Genomic DNA, 16498 nt, shown 5'->3' on the forward strand with positions numbered 1-16498 from the left:
ATTTAAATAGCTTTTCGAGTAAGGGGAGAAGAAAATGTCAGCAAGAGATTTATCAGTAATAATAAGCGTAATCATGATAGTAGCTATGCTGATCGTACCTTTGCCTACGTGGCTGATAAGCATATTAATTCTATTTAATATCTCTCTCGCCCTTATGGTATTGCTTACCTCTATGAATATGAAGGAACCGCTTCAATTTTCTATTTTTCCATCCTTGCTTTTGCTTCTTACACTGTTTCGGCTGGGGCTGAATGTGTCGACTACCCGGGCAATTCTTACTCATGGGGACGCAGGTGGTGTGGTACACACCTTTGGCACGTTCGTTGTTGGCGGAAATGTAGTGGTAGGTATGGTTGTTTTCTTAATTTTAATTATTATCCAGTTTATTGTAATTACAAAGGGATCAGAACGGGTATCTGAGGTTGCTGCCAGATTTACCCTGGATGCAATGCCTGGTAAACAGATGAGCATCGATGCTGACCTGAATGCAGGCATGATTTCAGAAAAAGAAGCCCGTGAGAGACGTGAAAAGATTAGCCGGGAGGCAGATTTTTATGGATCGATGGATGGTGCCAGTAAATTTGTAAAAGGAGACGCCATCGCTGGTATAATCATAGTTTTGATTAACTTAATATTCGGGATGATTATTGGGGTTTTGCAGCTTGAGTTAAGCATGGCAGAGTCAGCACAGAGGTTCACCTTGCTTTCCGTTGGTGATGGAATAGTCAGCCAGGTTCCTGCTTTACTGATTTCAACAGCAACGGGAATAGTGGTTACCAGAGCTGCGTCCCAGGGTAATCTTGGAGAAGATATAACCTCCCAGCTTTTTGCTTTTCCGAACATGCTCTATATAACTGCCGCAGTAATTTTTCTGCTTGGATTTTTCACACCGATTTCCGACTTGCTTACATTGCCGATATCTCTTTTGATAGCCGCAGGAGGTTATGTAATTAGCCGGACTCCGGTTAAGGATAGAGAAGATTTGCAGGAAATTGAGGAAGAGATGGAAACTGATGAAATGAAAAGCCCAGAGAGTGTTGTTAACCTGCTAAGTGTTGATCCAATCGAATTTGAGTTTGGCTATGGCCTCATCCCGCTGGCAGATGCAAATCAGGGAGGAGACTTGCTGGACCGTGTCGTCATGATCCGAAGGCAGCTAGCAATTGAAATGGGTTTAGTCATTCCTGTTGTCCGGATTAGGGATAATATCCAATTAAACCCTAATGAATATCGGCTGAAAATAAAAGGAAGTGAATTAGCTCGCGGGGAACTCCTGCTGGATCATTACCTCGCCATGAGCCCAGGGATGGATGATGATTCTATTGAAGGGATTGACACGGTTGAGCCGTCATTCGGTCTGCCTGCAAAGTGGATTTCAGAGGATATGAAAGAACATGCTGAAATGATGGGCTACACTGTGGTTGATCCGCCAAGTGTAGTTTCGACCCATATTACTGAAATTATTAAAGCAAATGCACATGAATTGCTCGGACGCCAGGAAACGAAGCAATTGATAGACCATCTTAGGGAATCAGCACCGATTTTAGTAGAAGAAGTTACGCCGAACCCGCTGACTATTGGGGAAGTACAAAAGGTGCTGGCTAAGCTATTAAAGGAAAAGGTATCGGTGCGAAACCTGCCCATTATTTTCGAAACTTTGGCTGACTATGGCAAGGTAACCAGCGATACAGATTTGCTGACTGAATATGTTCGCCAAAATTTAGCTCGGCAAATTACAAGTGCTTTCGCTTCAGGCGGAGAAAGCTTAAAGGTAGTTACTCTCTCTGGGAAAGTTGAAAAAGTAATTGTGGATGGAGTCCAGCAAACAGAGCATGGAAATTATCTTTCCCTGGATCCCAATGATTCACAATCTATTTTAGAATCTATCGCAGGAAAACTTGAGGAGCTGGCATTGATGGAACAGACTCCAATTCTCTTGTGTTCTCCTGCTGTCAGAATGTATGTAAGGCAGTTGACGGAGCGTTATTTTCCTCAGGTGCCGATACTGTCATACAATGAACTTGAGTCGAATGTTGAAGTACAAAGTGTCGGGGTGGTGAATCTGGAATGAAAGTGAAAAAATATGTTGCCCCCTCTATGTCTGAGGCAATGAAACAAGTGAGGATGGAGTTAGGAAATGAGGCGGTTATCCTTAATTCCAAGGTTATATACTCTGGCGGATTTTTAGGATTATTCAAGAAAAGAAATATTGAAGTGATTGCAGCTGTAGATCCTGCTGAAGAAGATACAGCAAAGACTGTGGTAAAGGAAAAGAATCGAAAAATTCCAGAAGTAAAACAAAAAGTCGTCCAGCCGGGGCCAAATGCAGCTTCGCCGGCTCCCGCTTCAGGCACTTCCGGGTCTCCTGAGTTATTGAGGGAGTTAGCTGAGCTAAAAAGTATGATGCGTTCCATTCAAGATGGCGGGAAAACATCCAGCCCTGCAGTCAAGTATCCCGATCCGCTGCAAAAGATGGATAATTTACTGGCTGTTCAGGAAATTGATGAAGAAATACGATTAAACGCTATGGAGCAGCTCCTTGAAAAATGGTTCCAATCAAGTGGTTCCGCTTCGGAAGAGCAATTAAAAACTTGGCTTGGTGATATATTGGCAAACGCTATACATTTTAATCCACCTGAGAAAATTTTTGAAAAAAAATATATCAATGTGGTTGGTCCAACCGGGGTTGGAAAAACAACAACACTTGCCAAAATTGCAGCATTAACAATATTAAAGCAGAATAGAAAAGTTGCTTTTATAACCACAGATACGTACCGGATTGCAGCTATTGATCAGCTTAAGACATACGCAAAAATATTGAATGTCCCGATTGAAGTAGCATATAACCTGGAGGACTTTAAAAAAGCAGCCGAAAAATTTGCGCATTATGACACCGTATTTATTGATACTGCAGGCCGGAATTTCCGAAACCAGGATTATGTAAAAAATTTAATGGAAATCATTGATTTCGAACGGGATATGGAGACCTATCTTGTTCTTGCACTTACCGCTAAGCAGTCCGATATGGAAGAAATATACCGCCAATTTTCCATCATCCCTATCAAGCAAGTGATATTTACGAAATCAGACGAAACCGCTTCTTATGGCCCGATGGTAAATTTTATTTCCAGGAATTCAGTTGGGGTGGCCTACTTAACAAACGGCCAGAATGTCCCGGATGATATTATTGAAGCGACTCCGCAAACCATAATAAATACATTACTTGGAGCCAAAACAACATGAAGGATCAAGCTGATAGCCTTAGGAAAAGACTGCAATTGCAGCAAAGTAATAAAATATCAAAAACGATAGCGGTAATTAGCGGAAAAGGCGGAGTAGGAAAATCGAATTTTTCATTGAACTTCTCTATTTCTCTATCAAAAAAAGGACATAGCGTCCTGCTTTTTGATATGGACATCGGAATGGGAAATATCGATATATTAATGGGAACCAGCTCGAAAAAAACAATTGTGGATTTCTTTAACAAGGGTACTCCGCTTGAAGATATCATAAGCAGAGGCTCAGATAATATATCATTTATAGCCGGGGGATCTGGACTTTCCAGCCTGTTTGAACTGGAAGATGAAATGTTTGATCGTTTTATGCAGGAGCTGGAGGACGTGATGCGCCGCTATGATTATATTATTTTTGATATGGGGGCAGGTATCACTAATGAATCTTCAAAGTTTATCCTATCTGCGGACGAGTTGGTTGTAATAACGACACCGGAGCCTACCTCTGTTATGGACGCCTACTCCATAATGAAGTATCTGGTATCGGTAAACCCAGAAATCGAGCTGTTCCTGGTATGCAACAGGGTACAGGATGAGAAGGAAGGAAAAGAGACGATGAAACGCCTGCAAGACGTTCTCTTTAAGTTTTTAAAAAAACAAGCAAAACCGCTGGGCTATCTGCCCGATGATAGGACAGTCATGAAGGCTGTCTCACGTCAAGTTCCTTTTTCTTTATTTAACCCAAACTGTGATGCTGCTATATCACTTGAGCAGCTTACCCATCGTTATCAAGAAAGTTCGTTCAAGGAAGATATTTCATTAAGAAAAAGTAATTTTCTTGGAAAATTAAAAAATTATTTCCTTGGAAGGTAGGACTTAGCCATGAAAAAAGTAAGAGTGCTGGTGGTAGAAGATTCTGCCTTCATGCGAAAGTTAATTACCGAATTTTTGTCGGAAAATCCGCAAATAGAAGTTATCGGCGCGGCAAGGAATGGTCGGGAAGCAATAGAAAAGGTAAAAGAAGAAACTCCTGATGTGATCACGATGGATATTGAAATGCCTGTGATGAGCGGTATTGAAGCATTGAAACTTATCATGAAGGAAAACCCGACGCCAATAATAATGCTCTCCAGCCTGACCAGCGAAGGGGCGGAAAATACGACTTTGGCCATGCAATATGGCGCTTTTGATTTTATTGCCAAACCTTCAGGCTCTATTTCTTTTGATTTACATAAAGTTAAGGGCGATTTGATTGAAAAAGTGATTGCAGCAAGCAGAGTAAATGTAGAAAGATTGCAAAATAGAACAAATCATACACAATCGCCACTGTCAGATTTATCTATTTATAGTACAATAGAATCAATAAAAAATAAAAGATATGCTAAATTTCCTATAAAAATGGAAGAATCCGAAAAAAAGCTGATTTGCATTGGGACTTCAACAGGCGGTCCCAGGGCATTGCAAATAGTTCTTACTGCTTTACCCCGTGACATTGATGCTCCCATTCTGATAGTCCAGCACATGCCGGCAGGATTTACAAAGTCATTGGCCAACCGGCTTGACTCTCTTTCTGAAATAAATGTAAAGGAAGCTGAAGCCGGGGAAATCCTCAACAAGGGAACGGCCTATATTGCCCCGGGTGGATACCACCTGAAGGTTAAAAAGGTAGGTATGAGCCTTGCCGTGGATGTAGATCAAGATCCATTAAGGAATGGGCACCGTCCATCGGTGGACGTGATGTTTGAATCGGTTAGTGAACTGAGTGATTATAATAAAATCGCTGTGATTATGACTGGCATGGGTGCAGATGGTTCAAAAGGGCTTGTTGAACTGAAAAGAAAAGGCCAGGTTAAGGCAATTGCCGAGTCGCAGGAAACATCAATCGTATTTGGGATGCCAAAGGCAGCAATTGCGACTGCCATGGTTGATTGTGTTGAAAATGTGCAAGATATTGCAGCAGCAATAGTGAAATATTGCTAAATCTGAGAGGTGTGTATTTGTATGGATATGAATCAATACCTGGAAGTTTTTATTGAAGAAAGTAAAGAGCACCTGCAAACGTGTAATGAACAACTATTAGAACTTGAGAAAAACCCGCAGGACCTTAAAATCGTCAACGAAATATTCCGATCAGCTCATACCCTGAAAGGGATGTCTGCCACTATGGGTTATGAAGACTTAGCAAACCTTACCCATAAAATGGAAAATGTGCTTGATGCTATCCGTAATGAGAAGATTACCGTTACTTCCGAGGTTTTTGATGTACTATTCGAAGCTTGTGATGATTTGGAAGAGATGGTTATGTCTATTGCGGAAGGCGGAGACGGAAAACGGGATGTTGCTAAGGTCGTGAACCAGCTTTTATTAATAGAAAAAGGCCAATCACCTGTTACAGCAGCTGCCAGTTTAGAGGTTTCAGCTGCTGTTGCAGCCCATCCAAACGAATCGGCCTCTAAATCTGTATACGATGAATTTGAATTAACAGTATTGGAGCAATCCAAAGAGCAAGGTTTTGAAAGCTATGAGATAACAGTTTCCCTAAGGGAAGATTGTTTGCTTAAGGCAGCGCGTGTCTTTATGGTATTTGAGGTACTTGAAAAAGTCGGCGAAGTTATCAAATCAAATCCCCCGGCAGAACAGTTAGAAGAGGAGCAATTCGATTCAGCTTTCACTGTTACGGTTGTCACTAAGGAAACTGCTGAGGATCTCACAAAGAAAATCATGAAGGTATCAGAAGTTGAATTGGTTGAGGTACATACAATTTCCCTTAGTGAGATTCGCAGTTCTTTAAACACTGCTGAAAGTGAGGTGTCATCACCCGCAGCCGACGTTCCATTGCAGCCGGCTGTTCAGGAGTCCAATAAAAAAGCAGAACCGGAAGCAGCAAAAAAGGCCAGCTCACAGAAGCAATCTTCCAGCAAAACTATCAGAGTCAATATTGAGCGGCTCGATATACTAATGAACCTGTTTGAAGAACTGGTCATCGATAGAGGCAGACTTGAACAGATTTCACGGGAACTGAATAATCAAGAGCTTCATGAAACGGTTGAACGGATGTCCAGAATTTCAGGTGACCTGCAAACGATCATTCTGAACATGCGGATGGTGCCGGTTGAAACCGTATTCAACAGATTCCCTAAAATGGTTCGCCAGCTCGCCCGTGATTTAAATAAGAAGGTTAATTTAGAGATTATCGGTGCGGAAACTGAGCTTGACCGTACTGTAATTGATGAAATAGGTGATCCGCTTGTTCACCTTCTGAGAAATGCAATCGATCATGGTGTTGAAACTCCGGAGGTTCGCAAGGCCAATGGGAAGGATGAAGAAGGAACTGTGGTACTTAAAGCCTACCACAGCGGTAATCATGTCTTTATTGAGATCGAAGAAGATGGTGCCGGAATCAGCAGGGAGCGCGTACTGAAAAAAGCAATTTCAAAAGGGATTGTCTCTGAACAGGCGGCAGCCGCATTGTCTGATAGGCAGGTATATGAGCTAATTTTTGCTTCCGGCTTTTCTACGGCTGAAAAAATTTCTGATGTGTCTGGTCGCGGCGTTGGGCTGGATGTTGTCAAAAATACAATCGAATCCCTGGGCGGATCGGTATCGGTTGATTCAAAAGAAGGAAAGGGAAGCATTTTCTCCATTCAGCTTCCACTGACATTATCGATTATTTCTGTCATGCTGGTAGAGATTCAAAAAGAGAAATTTGCTATTCCGTTATCTTCTATCATTGAAACGGCAATCGTGAAAAGGGAAGATATCCTTAATGCCCATAATCAAAAGGTAATTGATTTCCGCGGTAAGGTTGTGCCGCTCCTCTTCCTGAAGGACATCTTTAAAGTGCCTGTATTCCAGGATGATGATGAATTCTATTCTGTAGTAATTGTCCGTAAAGGAGATAAAATGGCAGGACTTGTGGTGGATTCATTCATCGGCCAGCAGGAAATTGTATTAAAAGGACTCGGCAATTATTTGAACAGTGTGTTTGCTATATCAGGAGCAACTATTCTTGGGGATGGCCAAGTAGCTCTTATTGTGGACTGCAATGCATTAATAAAATAGCATGATTGCCGCGTGTAGAATACTGAAGGGGGAATAGCGATGCCGATCCATACGGCAGTTTCTGATTTAAAAATTATTGTTTTCCAATTGAAGGGGAAAGAATACGCAATCCCGGTCAGCCAGGTGCGTTCCATAGAAAAATTACAGCATATAACCCGTGTTCCTGGAACCGTTCCCTTTGTAAAAGGCGTAATAAATCTAAGGGGTGTAGTAACACCAATTATTGATTTGAGGTCCAGATTTGAGTTAGAGGAAACGGAACATTCAGATAGTACACGTACGATAATAGTAGCTTTGGAGGATATGGAAGTGGGTTTGATAGTTGATGCGGCAAACGACGTTATTGATATCCCGACAGACAATATCGAGCCGCAGCCTGATGTGGTGGGAACTGTTGAAGCAGAATATATCAATGGAGTTGCAAAACTGGAAAAACGGCTGCTGATTTTAATAAATCTTGAAAAGGTATTAAATCCGGACCAGTTAAAAGAATCTACAGGGATAGAAGGGTAAAATAATGTCTTTTATTAAAAAAATATCAACGATACACTTGGATATTTTAAAAGAGATAGGCAATATTGGGGCGGGGCATGCAGCTACTGCCCTCTCAACTCTCCTGGATAAAAAGATTGATATGAAGGTCCCCAATGTCCGCATTTTATCCTTTGATGAGATGATGGAGCTTGCAGGAGGATCCGAAAATGTAGTCGCCAGCGTTTTTTTGCGAATTGAAGGAGAAGCACCCGGCAGTATGTATTTTATACTATCGCTGCCGCAGGCTAGCTATTTTATCAAAGAAATGACAGGAGAAGAAGGGTTTTCGTGTGATAACCTTCCTTACTCAGAGCTTTCAGTTTCTGCGCTGCAGGAATTAGGAAATATCCTGTCCGGTTCATATTTATCCTCTTTATCTGACTTTACTAATCTTAATTTGTATCCTTCCGTTCCAGCTCTGAGTGTTGATATGGTTGGGGCTGTTTTAAGCTATGGACTGTTGGAGCTTTCACAGGTAAGCGATTATGCAATTGTGATAGATACCGAGTTGAGCGAACAAGAGGAAGAGAATTGTGTAGATGGCCATTTTTTCCTGTTGCCAGATCCCGATTCTTTTGAGATTATTTTTGCTGCCTTAGGAGTGCCGGCAAATGACTAACACACTAGAAGTAGTTAAAGTAGGTATTGCGGATATGAATATCGTCCGTTCAGCTCAGCTGATCCGGACATCCGGGCTAGGATCATGTGTGGGAGTTGTGATCTATGATCAAATGAAGGAACTGGCAGGGCTGGCCCATGTGATGCTTCCTGAATCTTCGCTTGCTAAGAATGGAGATCTGAATATCGCGAAATATGCTGATACAGCCGTGAAAGAGCTGGTAAACCGGTTAATAAGGCAGGGGGCAAGAGGGGCGGTACTGAAGGCGAAAATTGCCGGCGGTGCTCAGATGTTCCAGTTCGCCTCCGGAAACGACATGATGAGAATCGGCCCCCGTAATGTAGAGGCAGTCAAAAAAGAGCTATATTTACTTAATATCCAAATTATTGCTGAAGATGTCGGGGGGAACAGCGGAAGAACAATAGAGTTTAACCCTAAGACCCAGCTGCTTAATATCAGGACGGTAAACAAAGGAGTTACGGATATTTGATGGCCGGGTCGATTCTATTCAATATGTGCTTTAGTCTTTTTGGCTTTATTCTCTATTTTCTTTTATCGTTTAATGTGAAATTCGCTACTCGTTCTGCAATTGAATCGCTAATTGTTTTTCTCGTCTTTTTCGTACTTTCCTTTTTGATCAGATGGATGGCAGGATATGCGCTAGCTTTAAATGAACCCAGCTCGCTGTCAATGACTGAGCAGGATGCGGAAATATCTGGAAAGGCGCCTGTTAACGATGTAATTCAAAATCTGAAGGAATATCCGGCCTCACCAGTGGAAACCGAAAAGGTGATGGAATATGTGAAGAATTTATTAAAGGAAGATTCGTAATCAGCAAAGTTATTTTCGATAACCTTGCTGATTTTTTTGTAGAGCTTTAACATGTTATTTGCCAAATTGAGAACTTTTAACCTTCTGTCAACGGAAGCAATTGTTTCTGCCTCTGAAAAATGGAATAACTTAACCCGAATTTATCGGAGGGTAACAGCAGTTCCATTCTTTTTGGCATGAATGAACTATGCTCCAGGCAGTGGCAATAAAGGCTCTTGCATACAGAGCGATAAGTAAAAACCTCAGCCGATTCCTTGAAAGTACGTTTGTGCTTTTCTTATATGATTATGGTTTCATTGCCTATTTTTGTTATAATAGTGATAGATAAATAGATTCGCTTATTAGCTGTCAACAACGTTAGGAGGAATACCATGTCTCAACTGACTACTGGAGATGAGCAGTTACAATGGAGAAAATGGATCGACTGCCGTGATCCTCAAGCAGGAGACACCTTGGTTAAAAAATATTTACCGCTTGTTTCCTTTCACGTTCAAAGGATTTCTGTAAATCTGCCTAGAAGTGTGAGCAGGGACGATATCAGAAGCCTTGGAATGATGGGTCTGTTTGATGCTCTTGAACGTTTTGATCCAAATCGCGATTTAAAGTTTGATACATATGCTTCTTTCAGGATCCGCGGTGCCATTCTGGATGGGCTGAGGAAAGAAGATTGGCTGCCGCGAAGTGCAAGGGAGAAAGCGAAGAAAATTGAATCAGCAATTGAGAAGCTCGAACAAAAACATATGAGAACTGCTACTCCACAGGAGATTGCAGAAATGCTAAACCTTCCGGAAGAAGAGGTCTATTCCACCTTAAATGAGAACTTCTTTGCAAATATTCTATCGATGGATGAAAATCCCCAGGAGCAAGATGAGAAGGATCACAGTAAATTTAGCCTTAAGGATGAGAAGGCTGTCTTACCAGAAGATAATCTATTAAAGGAAGAGCTTTACGAACAGCTTGCCAAGGTAATTACTACCCTCAATGAAAAAGAACAAATGGTGCTTCAATTATTTTATAAAGAAGAACTCACCTTGACGGAAATTGGTCAAATATTGAACTTATCCACCTCTAGGATTTCCCAGATTCACTCAAGAGCTATCTTTAAATTAAGGGCTGCCATGCAGAATGTAATTAAATAAGTGAAACTGAGCGGGGGTGGGATTCTAATTAAAAACCTTAATACTATTTTTTGTAATAAACATTTATGGCCACCCCCCCCATGTTTGTAAGTCATGATTAATTCACTTCATTCGGGTGAAACCTTCATTTGGCTACGCTTTTTTACTGGAAGGCAACGGAGAGACATTTCTCGAGGGTAGCTTTTAAGAAGTTGTGGAAAGAGCAGTGTCTTTCCAAATGATTAAACCTAGGATGGTGTCATTATGAAACTTCCATTCGAAATCAGTGTTTCTAAAGACCGTTTATCAGTTTATATGTCCCCGGCCCAGGATGATGCTGATTCTGGAGCGGTCATTTCGTCTGAGCTTATTCAATAATGGCTGGAAGAACGTACAATTACCTTAAGAACTTAACGCGGAGCTGGAAGCAGTAAATAGATTAAATGAGAAAGTGCATGTTGCCGAGTTGGTTGTACATGGGTATATCCGCGTAATAACCACCTGCAAAATTCGGTAAATATGCTAAAACGATAAATCACCCGCAGACAGCAGTAAAGATTTTCCTTGAACAGCATGAAATAACCTCAATTTCTCTGTAAAGGAAGGATATTATGAGCCTCAAAAGCATTGAAATGCAAGTGGCACTCCCGAGGACTCACGACGCAGGAAAGCTTCAGGAGCAAATTCAGCAAAGAGGCCAATTGATGCATGATCATGCGTCCAGGGAAGTTCATAAGGAAAATGAGAAGAAGAGATCTTCAGTTATGAAGCATGAGGCAAATGAAAAGCCGGGATTTCCCGGAGAGGGCCAGTCGAATGGCAGTTCTTCTGGATATCAGCCCAAAAAACGAAAGAAAAATATCGAGGAAAAAAATCAAAACCATCCTTATAAAGGAAAAAATATTGATTTTTCCGGATAGAGGGAGATTATGTCAGCCATTTTGATAGCGTTTAGTATCTTATTGAATGTTTTAACCATATTTGCTGTAATCATTTTGTACCTTAGGCAAAACCGGCTGATCGGCCTTGAACAAAAACAAAAGGCCTCCCAGAATGAGATAGAAGAGCTTTTGGCAGGGTTCATGATGGAAATGAAAGAGGAAAATGAAGAACTGGTTGCAAAAATAAAGGAATTAAAAAAGGAAGTTCCTCCAGCGAGAACCGCAAAAAGCAGCATTGGATTGCCGCGAATGACTCCGGAACAACCGCTTTCTGAAGGATTGGGAGACTCTGTCGGAGAAAATAGAAATAAGCTCAATGAAGACAAGCCTATTTCAGCATCTAAAGCTCAGGCTGCCAAAAAGAGAGCAGCAGCAGCCTATAAAACACTATCTGCAGCAGATAACAGCGGTGCCGAAGAGGACATGCTTTTATCTGCGCAGACTGAGGATCTGCTGGAGATTTCAGGGGTTAAGGAAGGACTAACCCGTGCTGGGGATGCAGAAGAAATTAGGGAATCCATTGAACCAGCTAATGATTTTAAAAAAGCTTTAAAAAATGAGATGGAACAGCATAAAAACAGTAAAGCGGTTCACCAAAGCGAGGCCGAAGAGGCTGTATCGCTCTTTAAGCAAGGGGAATCAGTCGAAAACATTGCCAAAAAATTAAACAAAGGCAAAACGGAAGTTGAGCTTTTACTTAAATTTTATCAATAAAAAAGGATTTTACTTGATTGTCCTTTATGAATGTGCTATATTATCTCTTGGTGTTAATACACACGCTTTGTAATTCAGGCAGATGGTGCTATTCGTTAAAATAGTTTCTGTCTGGAGATGACCGGAGCGGAGGAAAACAAACCTAGGAGGAAACAAAATGTCAGTAATTTCTATGAAGCAATTGCTAGAAGCTGGTGTGCACTTCGGACACCAAACTCGCCGCTGGAACCCTAAGATGAAGAAATATATCTTCACTGAGCGTAACGGAATTTATATCATCGACCTTCAAAAAACAGTTAAAAAGGTTGAAGAAGCTTACAACTTTGTTAAAGAATTAGCTGCTAACGGAGGAACAGTTCTTTTCGTTGGTACGAAAAAGCAGGCTCAAGAGTCTGTAAAAGAAGAAGCTATCCGTTCTGGCATGTACTATGTTAACCAACGCTGGTTGGGTGGAACATTAACAAACTTTGAAACAATTCAAAAGCGTATCAAACGTCTTAAAGATATCGAAAAGATGCAAGAAGATGGAACGTTTGATGTACTTCCTAAAAAAGAAGTAATCCAACTTAAGAAAGAATTAGAACGCCTTGAAAAATTCTTGGGCGGAATTAAGGATATGAAATCTATCCCTGACGCTATTTTTGTTATCGATCCACGCAAAGAGCGCATTGCTGTTGCAGAAGCTCACAAGCTGAACATTCCACTTGTTGGAATCGTAGATACAAACTGTGATCCGGACGAAATCGACGTAGTAATTCCTGCGAACGATGATGCAATCCGCGCTGTTAAATTATTGACTGGTAAAATGGCTGACGCTATCCTTGAAGCAAAGCAAGGCGAAGAAATGGCTACAGCTGAAGAAACTGAAACTACAACTGCTTAATGCAGCTAAAAGGTGATAAGAGGATAAGGCCTTTTATCACCTTTTTTTGAAATTTTGTTATAAGTATTTATTTTATGGCAAAATGAAAAAGGTCTAAATCAATTACATAAAACAATAGGAGGAATATCTCTATGGCTATTACTGCACAGATGGTAAAAGAACTTCGCGAAAAAACTGGCGCTGGAATGATGGACTGCAAAAAGGCGTTACAGGAATCTGAAGGTGATATGGAAAAAGCAATTGACTACCTTCGTGAAAAAGGAATTGCAAAAGCTGCAAAAAAAGGCGACCGCATTGCTGCTGAAGGATCAACATATATCCAAGTTGAAGGAAATGAAGCAGTTATCCTTGAAGTGAACTCTGAAACAGATTTCGTTGCGAAAAACGAAGGCTTCCAGGTGCTTGTTAAAGAACTGGCTGCACATCTATTAACAAATAAACCTGCAAATGTTGAAGAAGCACTTGAGCAAACAATGGAAAACGGTGCTAAAGTTGCTGACCATATCAATGCTGCTATCGCAAAGATTGGTGAAAAGCTGACTCTTCGCCGTTATGAGATCAAAACAAAGACGGACAGCGATGCTTTTGGTGCATATCTTCATATGGGTGGAAGAATCGGCGTATTATCTGTTCTTGAAGGAACAACTGATGCAGCAGCTGCCAAAGATGTTTCAATGCATATCGCTGCTATCAAGCCTTTATATGTTTCTCGCGAACAGGTTTCTTCAGACGAAATCGAGCGTGAGCGCCAGGTATTAACTCAACAGGCACTAAATGAAGGCAAGCCTGAGAAAATTGTTGCAAAAATGGTAGAAGGCCGTATCGGCAAATTCTACGAAGAAATCTGCCTTGTAGACCAGGCATTCGTTAAAAATTCTGACCAAAAAGTTGGCGAGTTTGTTAAATCACTTGGTGCAACAGTTCAAAGCTTTGTCCGCTATGAAGTAGGAGAAGGTATTGAAAAACGCCAGGACAACTTCGCTGAAGAAGTAATGAGCCAGGTTAAGAAAGACTAATTCACTGTAATTTGCCTATTTAATAGGGAACACAATTGTGTTCCCTATTTTTGAACAATCGGCAATAGAGAATTCCGCTTTTATTTAGATTTTTCCAATTAGACGATATGATTTTACATAGATGGAGGTTCACATGGGTAACGCGAAATATAAACGTGTCGTATTAAAGCTAAGCGGCGAAGCATTAGCCGGAAACGAAGGATTTGGCATCAATCCTTCTGTCATTAAATCCATTGCAGAGCAAGTTAAGGAAGTTGCTGAGCTGGATGTGGAAGTAGCCGTAGTTGTCGGCGGCGGTAACATTTGGCGCGGCAAGGTAGGAAGCGAAATGGGAATGGACCGGGCTACAGCAGACTATATGGGCATGCTAGCTACGGTAATGAATTCTCTGGCTCTCCAGGATAGCCTTGAGCAGCTTGGAATTGAAACACGTGTTCAAACATCTATTGAAATGAGACAGGTTGCTGAGCCCTATATTAGAAGGCGGGCAATCAGGCATTTGGAAAAGCAGCGCGTAGTCATTTTTGCCGCTGGAACAGGCAATCCATACTTCTCAACTGACACGACTGCTGCCTTGAGAGCCGCTGAAGTAGAAGCGGATGTCATTTTAATGGCCAAAAATAATGTTGATGGTGTCTATAATGCCGATCCGGTAAAGGATAAAAACGCAACAAAATACGAAACTTTATCATACCTTGATGTATTAAAAGAAGGCTTAGAAGTAATGGATTCCACTGCTTCATCCTTGTGTATGGATAACGATATACCATTAATTGTATTTTCAGTAATGGAAAAAGGAAATATTAAGCGTGCCGTTATGGGCGAAACAATTGGAACAATTGTAAGGGGGAAATAAAAGTGCCAAAACAAACAGTTGCGAATACAAAAGACAGAATGGAAAAAGCGATCCAGGCGTATACCCGCGAACTTGCAAGCATTCGTGCAGGGAGAGCCAATGCATCACTGCTTGATAGAGTAACAGTTGACTATTACGGGGCACCGACCCCCATCAATCAATTGGCAGGTGTTTCTGTACCGGAAGCAAGGATGCTTGTCATTCAGCCTTATGATAAAACTATTTTGGGTGAAATTGAAAAAGCGATCCTTAAATCAGATCTTGGATTAAATCCTTCAAATGACGGGTCCGTAATTAGGATTATTATTCCAGCGCTGACGGAAGAACGTCGTAAGGACCTTGTTAAACTTGTAAAAAAGGAAGCTGAAGAAGCCAAGGTAGCCGTGAGGAATATTCGCCGCGATGGTAATGATGATCTAAAAAAACTTGAAAAGAACGGCGAAATCACCGAAGATGACCTTCGGGGCTACTCAGATGATATTCAGAAGATGACAGACCAGTATATCAGCAGAATCGATGATATTACGAAGGATAAAGAAAAAGAGATCTTGGAAGTATAAGCTTCCACTATGTAAGCTATTAATGGGATGAGGGTTTGATTTTTCAATCCGCATATCATAACTGCTTACAAAAAACAAACCCTGTCGTTTTATGCTGACAGGGTTTTTTACTTCTAAGGGGTTTAACTTTTTCATAATAATAATAGGAGATGCAGTCTTTTTTTGTTATTATAATATAGATTGATCTAAATTAAGTACATAAAGAAGCGTTGGTTGTTTTTATTTACGAGAAAGACCTAATGGGGGATTATTGTATGTATTCGATTTGGAAGCGTTTGGTCAAAAAAGATGCTTCTTTGGATTTAAATGAAAGGATATCGCAGGCAAAAAACCTCAAGGCTCCGGATCATATAGCAATTATCATGGATGGCAATGGACGCTGGGCGAAGAAGCGAGCCTTGCCGAGGATAGCCGGGCATCATGAAGGCATGAAAGTAGTTAGAAAAATAACAAAGCTTGCCAACACGCTCGGAGTCAGAACTCTGACTTTATATGCTTTTTCTACGGAGAATTGGAAACGCCCTAAACCTGAAGTGGAGTATTTGATGAAACTGCCTGAAGAATTTCTCGGAACATTCTTGCCTGAATTAATAGAGGAAAATGTCCGGGTGCAGATGATGGGTGATAAGACAGCACTGCCTCAGCATACCCGCCTGGCGATTGAAAAAGCCATGCTGGGTACGCAAAATAATGACGGTTTAATATTGAATTTCGCATTGAACTATGGCAGCCGGGCAGAAATTATTAACGCTGTCAACCAAGTCTTAATTGATGCTAAAAGTGGTATAATAGATGGTAACGTCAGCGAGGAAGCATTTTCTAATTATTTAATGACCGGAGGACTTACGGATCCGGACCTGCTGATTCGTACAAGCGGGGAAATCCGCCTCAGCAATTTTATGCTATGGCAGCTGGCTTATACCGAATTCTGGTTTACTGATGTTCTTTGGCCAGATTTTAAAGAAGAACATTTCCTCGAAGCAATAGAAGTATACCAAAGGCGATCGCGGAGGTACGGCGGGGTTTAAATTAAGAGTAGAAGCGGCCAACATCAAAATGATTTATGTCTAGCGTAAGCGGGCTCAGCCAGAAAAACAGGATTTACTTTCGTCGGCATGATTGTACGTGGCG

General features: G+C 41.2%; 17 protein-coding genes. All 17 read left to right on the top strand.

The window, feature by feature from the left end:
• Positions 1-34 precede the first annotated feature (34 nt).
• The 17 genes from flhA to CVD28_RS16655 all read left to right on the top strand — a co-directional run bounded on the left by flhA (position 35) and on the right by CVD28_RS16655 (position 16395).
• On the top strand, positions 35-2071 hold the full coding sequence (gene flhA / locus CVD28_RS16575) for a flagellar biosynthesis protein FlhA (protein ID WP_101593853.1): 2037 nt from the start codon (positions 35-37) through the stop codon (positions 2069-2071).
• The gene (gene flhF / locus CVD28_RS16580; protein WP_101593856.1) at positions 2068-3243 is read left to right on the top strand and encodes a flagellar biosynthesis protein FlhF; all 1176 of its coding nucleotides are present in this window, start codon (positions 2068-2070) and stop codon (positions 3241-3243) included. The genes flhA and flhF overlap by 4 nt, the downstream gene beginning before the upstream one ends.
• The gene (locus tag CVD28_RS16585; protein WP_101593859.1) at positions 3240-4106 is read left to right on the top strand and encodes a MinD/ParA family protein; all 867 of its coding nucleotides are present in this window, start codon (positions 3240-3242) and stop codon (positions 4104-4106) included. Before flhF ends, CVD28_RS16585 begins: the two co-directional genes overlap by 4 nt.
• Before the next feature lie 9 nt (positions 4107-4115).
• Positions 4116-5213 carry a protein-glutamate methylesterase/protein-glutamine glutaminase gene (locus CVD28_RS16590; protein WP_101593862.1) on the top strand — a complete coding sequence of 366 codons (1098 nt, stop codon included), beginning with the start codon at positions 4116-4118 and terminating at the stop codon, positions 5211-5213.
• A 21-nt stretch (positions 5214-5234) separates the two neighbouring features.
• Entirely contained in the window at positions 5235-7295 is a 2061-nt protein-coding gene (locus CVD28_RS16595; RefSeq protein WP_101593865.1) for a chemotaxis protein CheA, read from the top strand.
• Positions 7296-7334: 39 nt separating this feature from the next.
• Positions 7335-7808 (top strand): chemotaxis protein CheW, encoded by a 474-nt coding sequence (locus CVD28_RS16600; protein WP_101593867.1) that lies wholly within the window; start codon positions 7335-7337, stop codon positions 7806-7808.
• 4 nt (positions 7809-7812) lie between these two features.
• A complete protein-coding gene (locus CVD28_RS16605; protein WP_101593870.1) occupies positions 7813-8448 on the top strand; it encodes a chemotaxis protein CheC in 636 nt (211 codons plus the stop codon).
• A complete protein-coding gene (locus CVD28_RS16610; protein ID WP_101593873.1) occupies positions 8441-8938 on the top strand; it encodes a chemotaxis protein CheD in 498 nt (165 codons plus the stop codon). Before CVD28_RS16605 ends, CVD28_RS16610 begins: the two co-directional genes overlap by 8 nt.
• Positions 8938-9279 carry a hypothetical protein gene (locus CVD28_RS16615; protein WP_142384793.1) on the top strand — a complete coding sequence of 114 codons (342 nt, stop codon included), beginning with the start codon at positions 8938-8940 and terminating at the stop codon, positions 9277-9279. The genes CVD28_RS16610 and CVD28_RS16615 overlap by 1 nt, the downstream gene beginning before the upstream one ends.
• A 371-nt stretch (positions 9280-9650) precedes the next feature.
• Positions 9651-10418: a FliA/WhiG family RNA polymerase sigma factor gene (locus tag CVD28_RS16620; RefSeq protein ID WP_101593879.1), complete on the top strand. Its 768-nt coding sequence runs from the start codon at positions 9651-9653 to the stop codon at positions 10416-10418.
• 590 nt (positions 10419-11008) lie between these two features.
• Positions 11009-11317, top strand: a complete 309-nt coding sequence (locus CVD28_RS16625; RefSeq protein WP_101593883.1) for a hypothetical protein — start codon at positions 11009-11011, stop codon at positions 11315-11317.
• A gap of 9 nt (positions 11318-11326) precedes the next feature.
• Positions 11327-12052 carry a hypothetical protein gene (locus CVD28_RS16630; RefSeq protein ID WP_101593885.1) on the top strand — a complete coding sequence of 242 codons (726 nt, stop codon included), beginning with the start codon at positions 11327-11329 and terminating at the stop codon, positions 12050-12052.
• Between the two features lie 157 nt (positions 12053-12209).
• Positions 12210-12935: a 30S ribosomal protein S2 gene (rpsB, locus tag CVD28_RS16635; protein ID WP_101593888.1), complete on the top strand. Its 726-nt coding sequence runs from the start codon at positions 12210-12212 to the stop codon at positions 12933-12935.
• A gap of 131 nt (positions 12936-13066) precedes the next feature.
• Positions 13067-13951 carry a translation elongation factor Ts gene (gene tsf / locus CVD28_RS16640; protein WP_101593890.1) on the top strand — a complete coding sequence of 295 codons (885 nt, stop codon included), beginning with the start codon at positions 13067-13069 and terminating at the stop codon, positions 13949-13951.
• Between the two features lie 133 nt (positions 13952-14084).
• Positions 14085-14807: a UMP kinase gene (gene pyrH, locus CVD28_RS16645; RefSeq protein ID WP_101593893.1), complete on the top strand. Its 723-nt coding sequence runs from the start codon at positions 14085-14087 to the stop codon at positions 14805-14807.
• Between the two features lie 2 nt (positions 14808-14809).
• Complete coding sequence (gene frr, locus CVD28_RS16650) at positions 14810-15367, top strand: ribosome recycling factor (protein ID WP_101593895.1); 558 nt, start codon at positions 14810-14812, stop codon at positions 15365-15367.
• 254 nt (positions 15368-15621) lie between these two features.
• Positions 15622-16395 (top strand): isoprenyl transferase, encoded by a 774-nt coding sequence (locus tag CVD28_RS16655; protein ID WP_101593898.1) that lies wholly within the window; start codon positions 15622-15624, stop codon positions 16393-16395.
• Positions 16396-16498 lie beyond the last annotated feature (103 nt).

The organism is Bacillus sp. M6-12, from assembly GCF_002860285.1.
Lineage (GTDB): Bacteria > Bacillota > Bacilli > Bacillales > DSM-1321 > Peribacillus.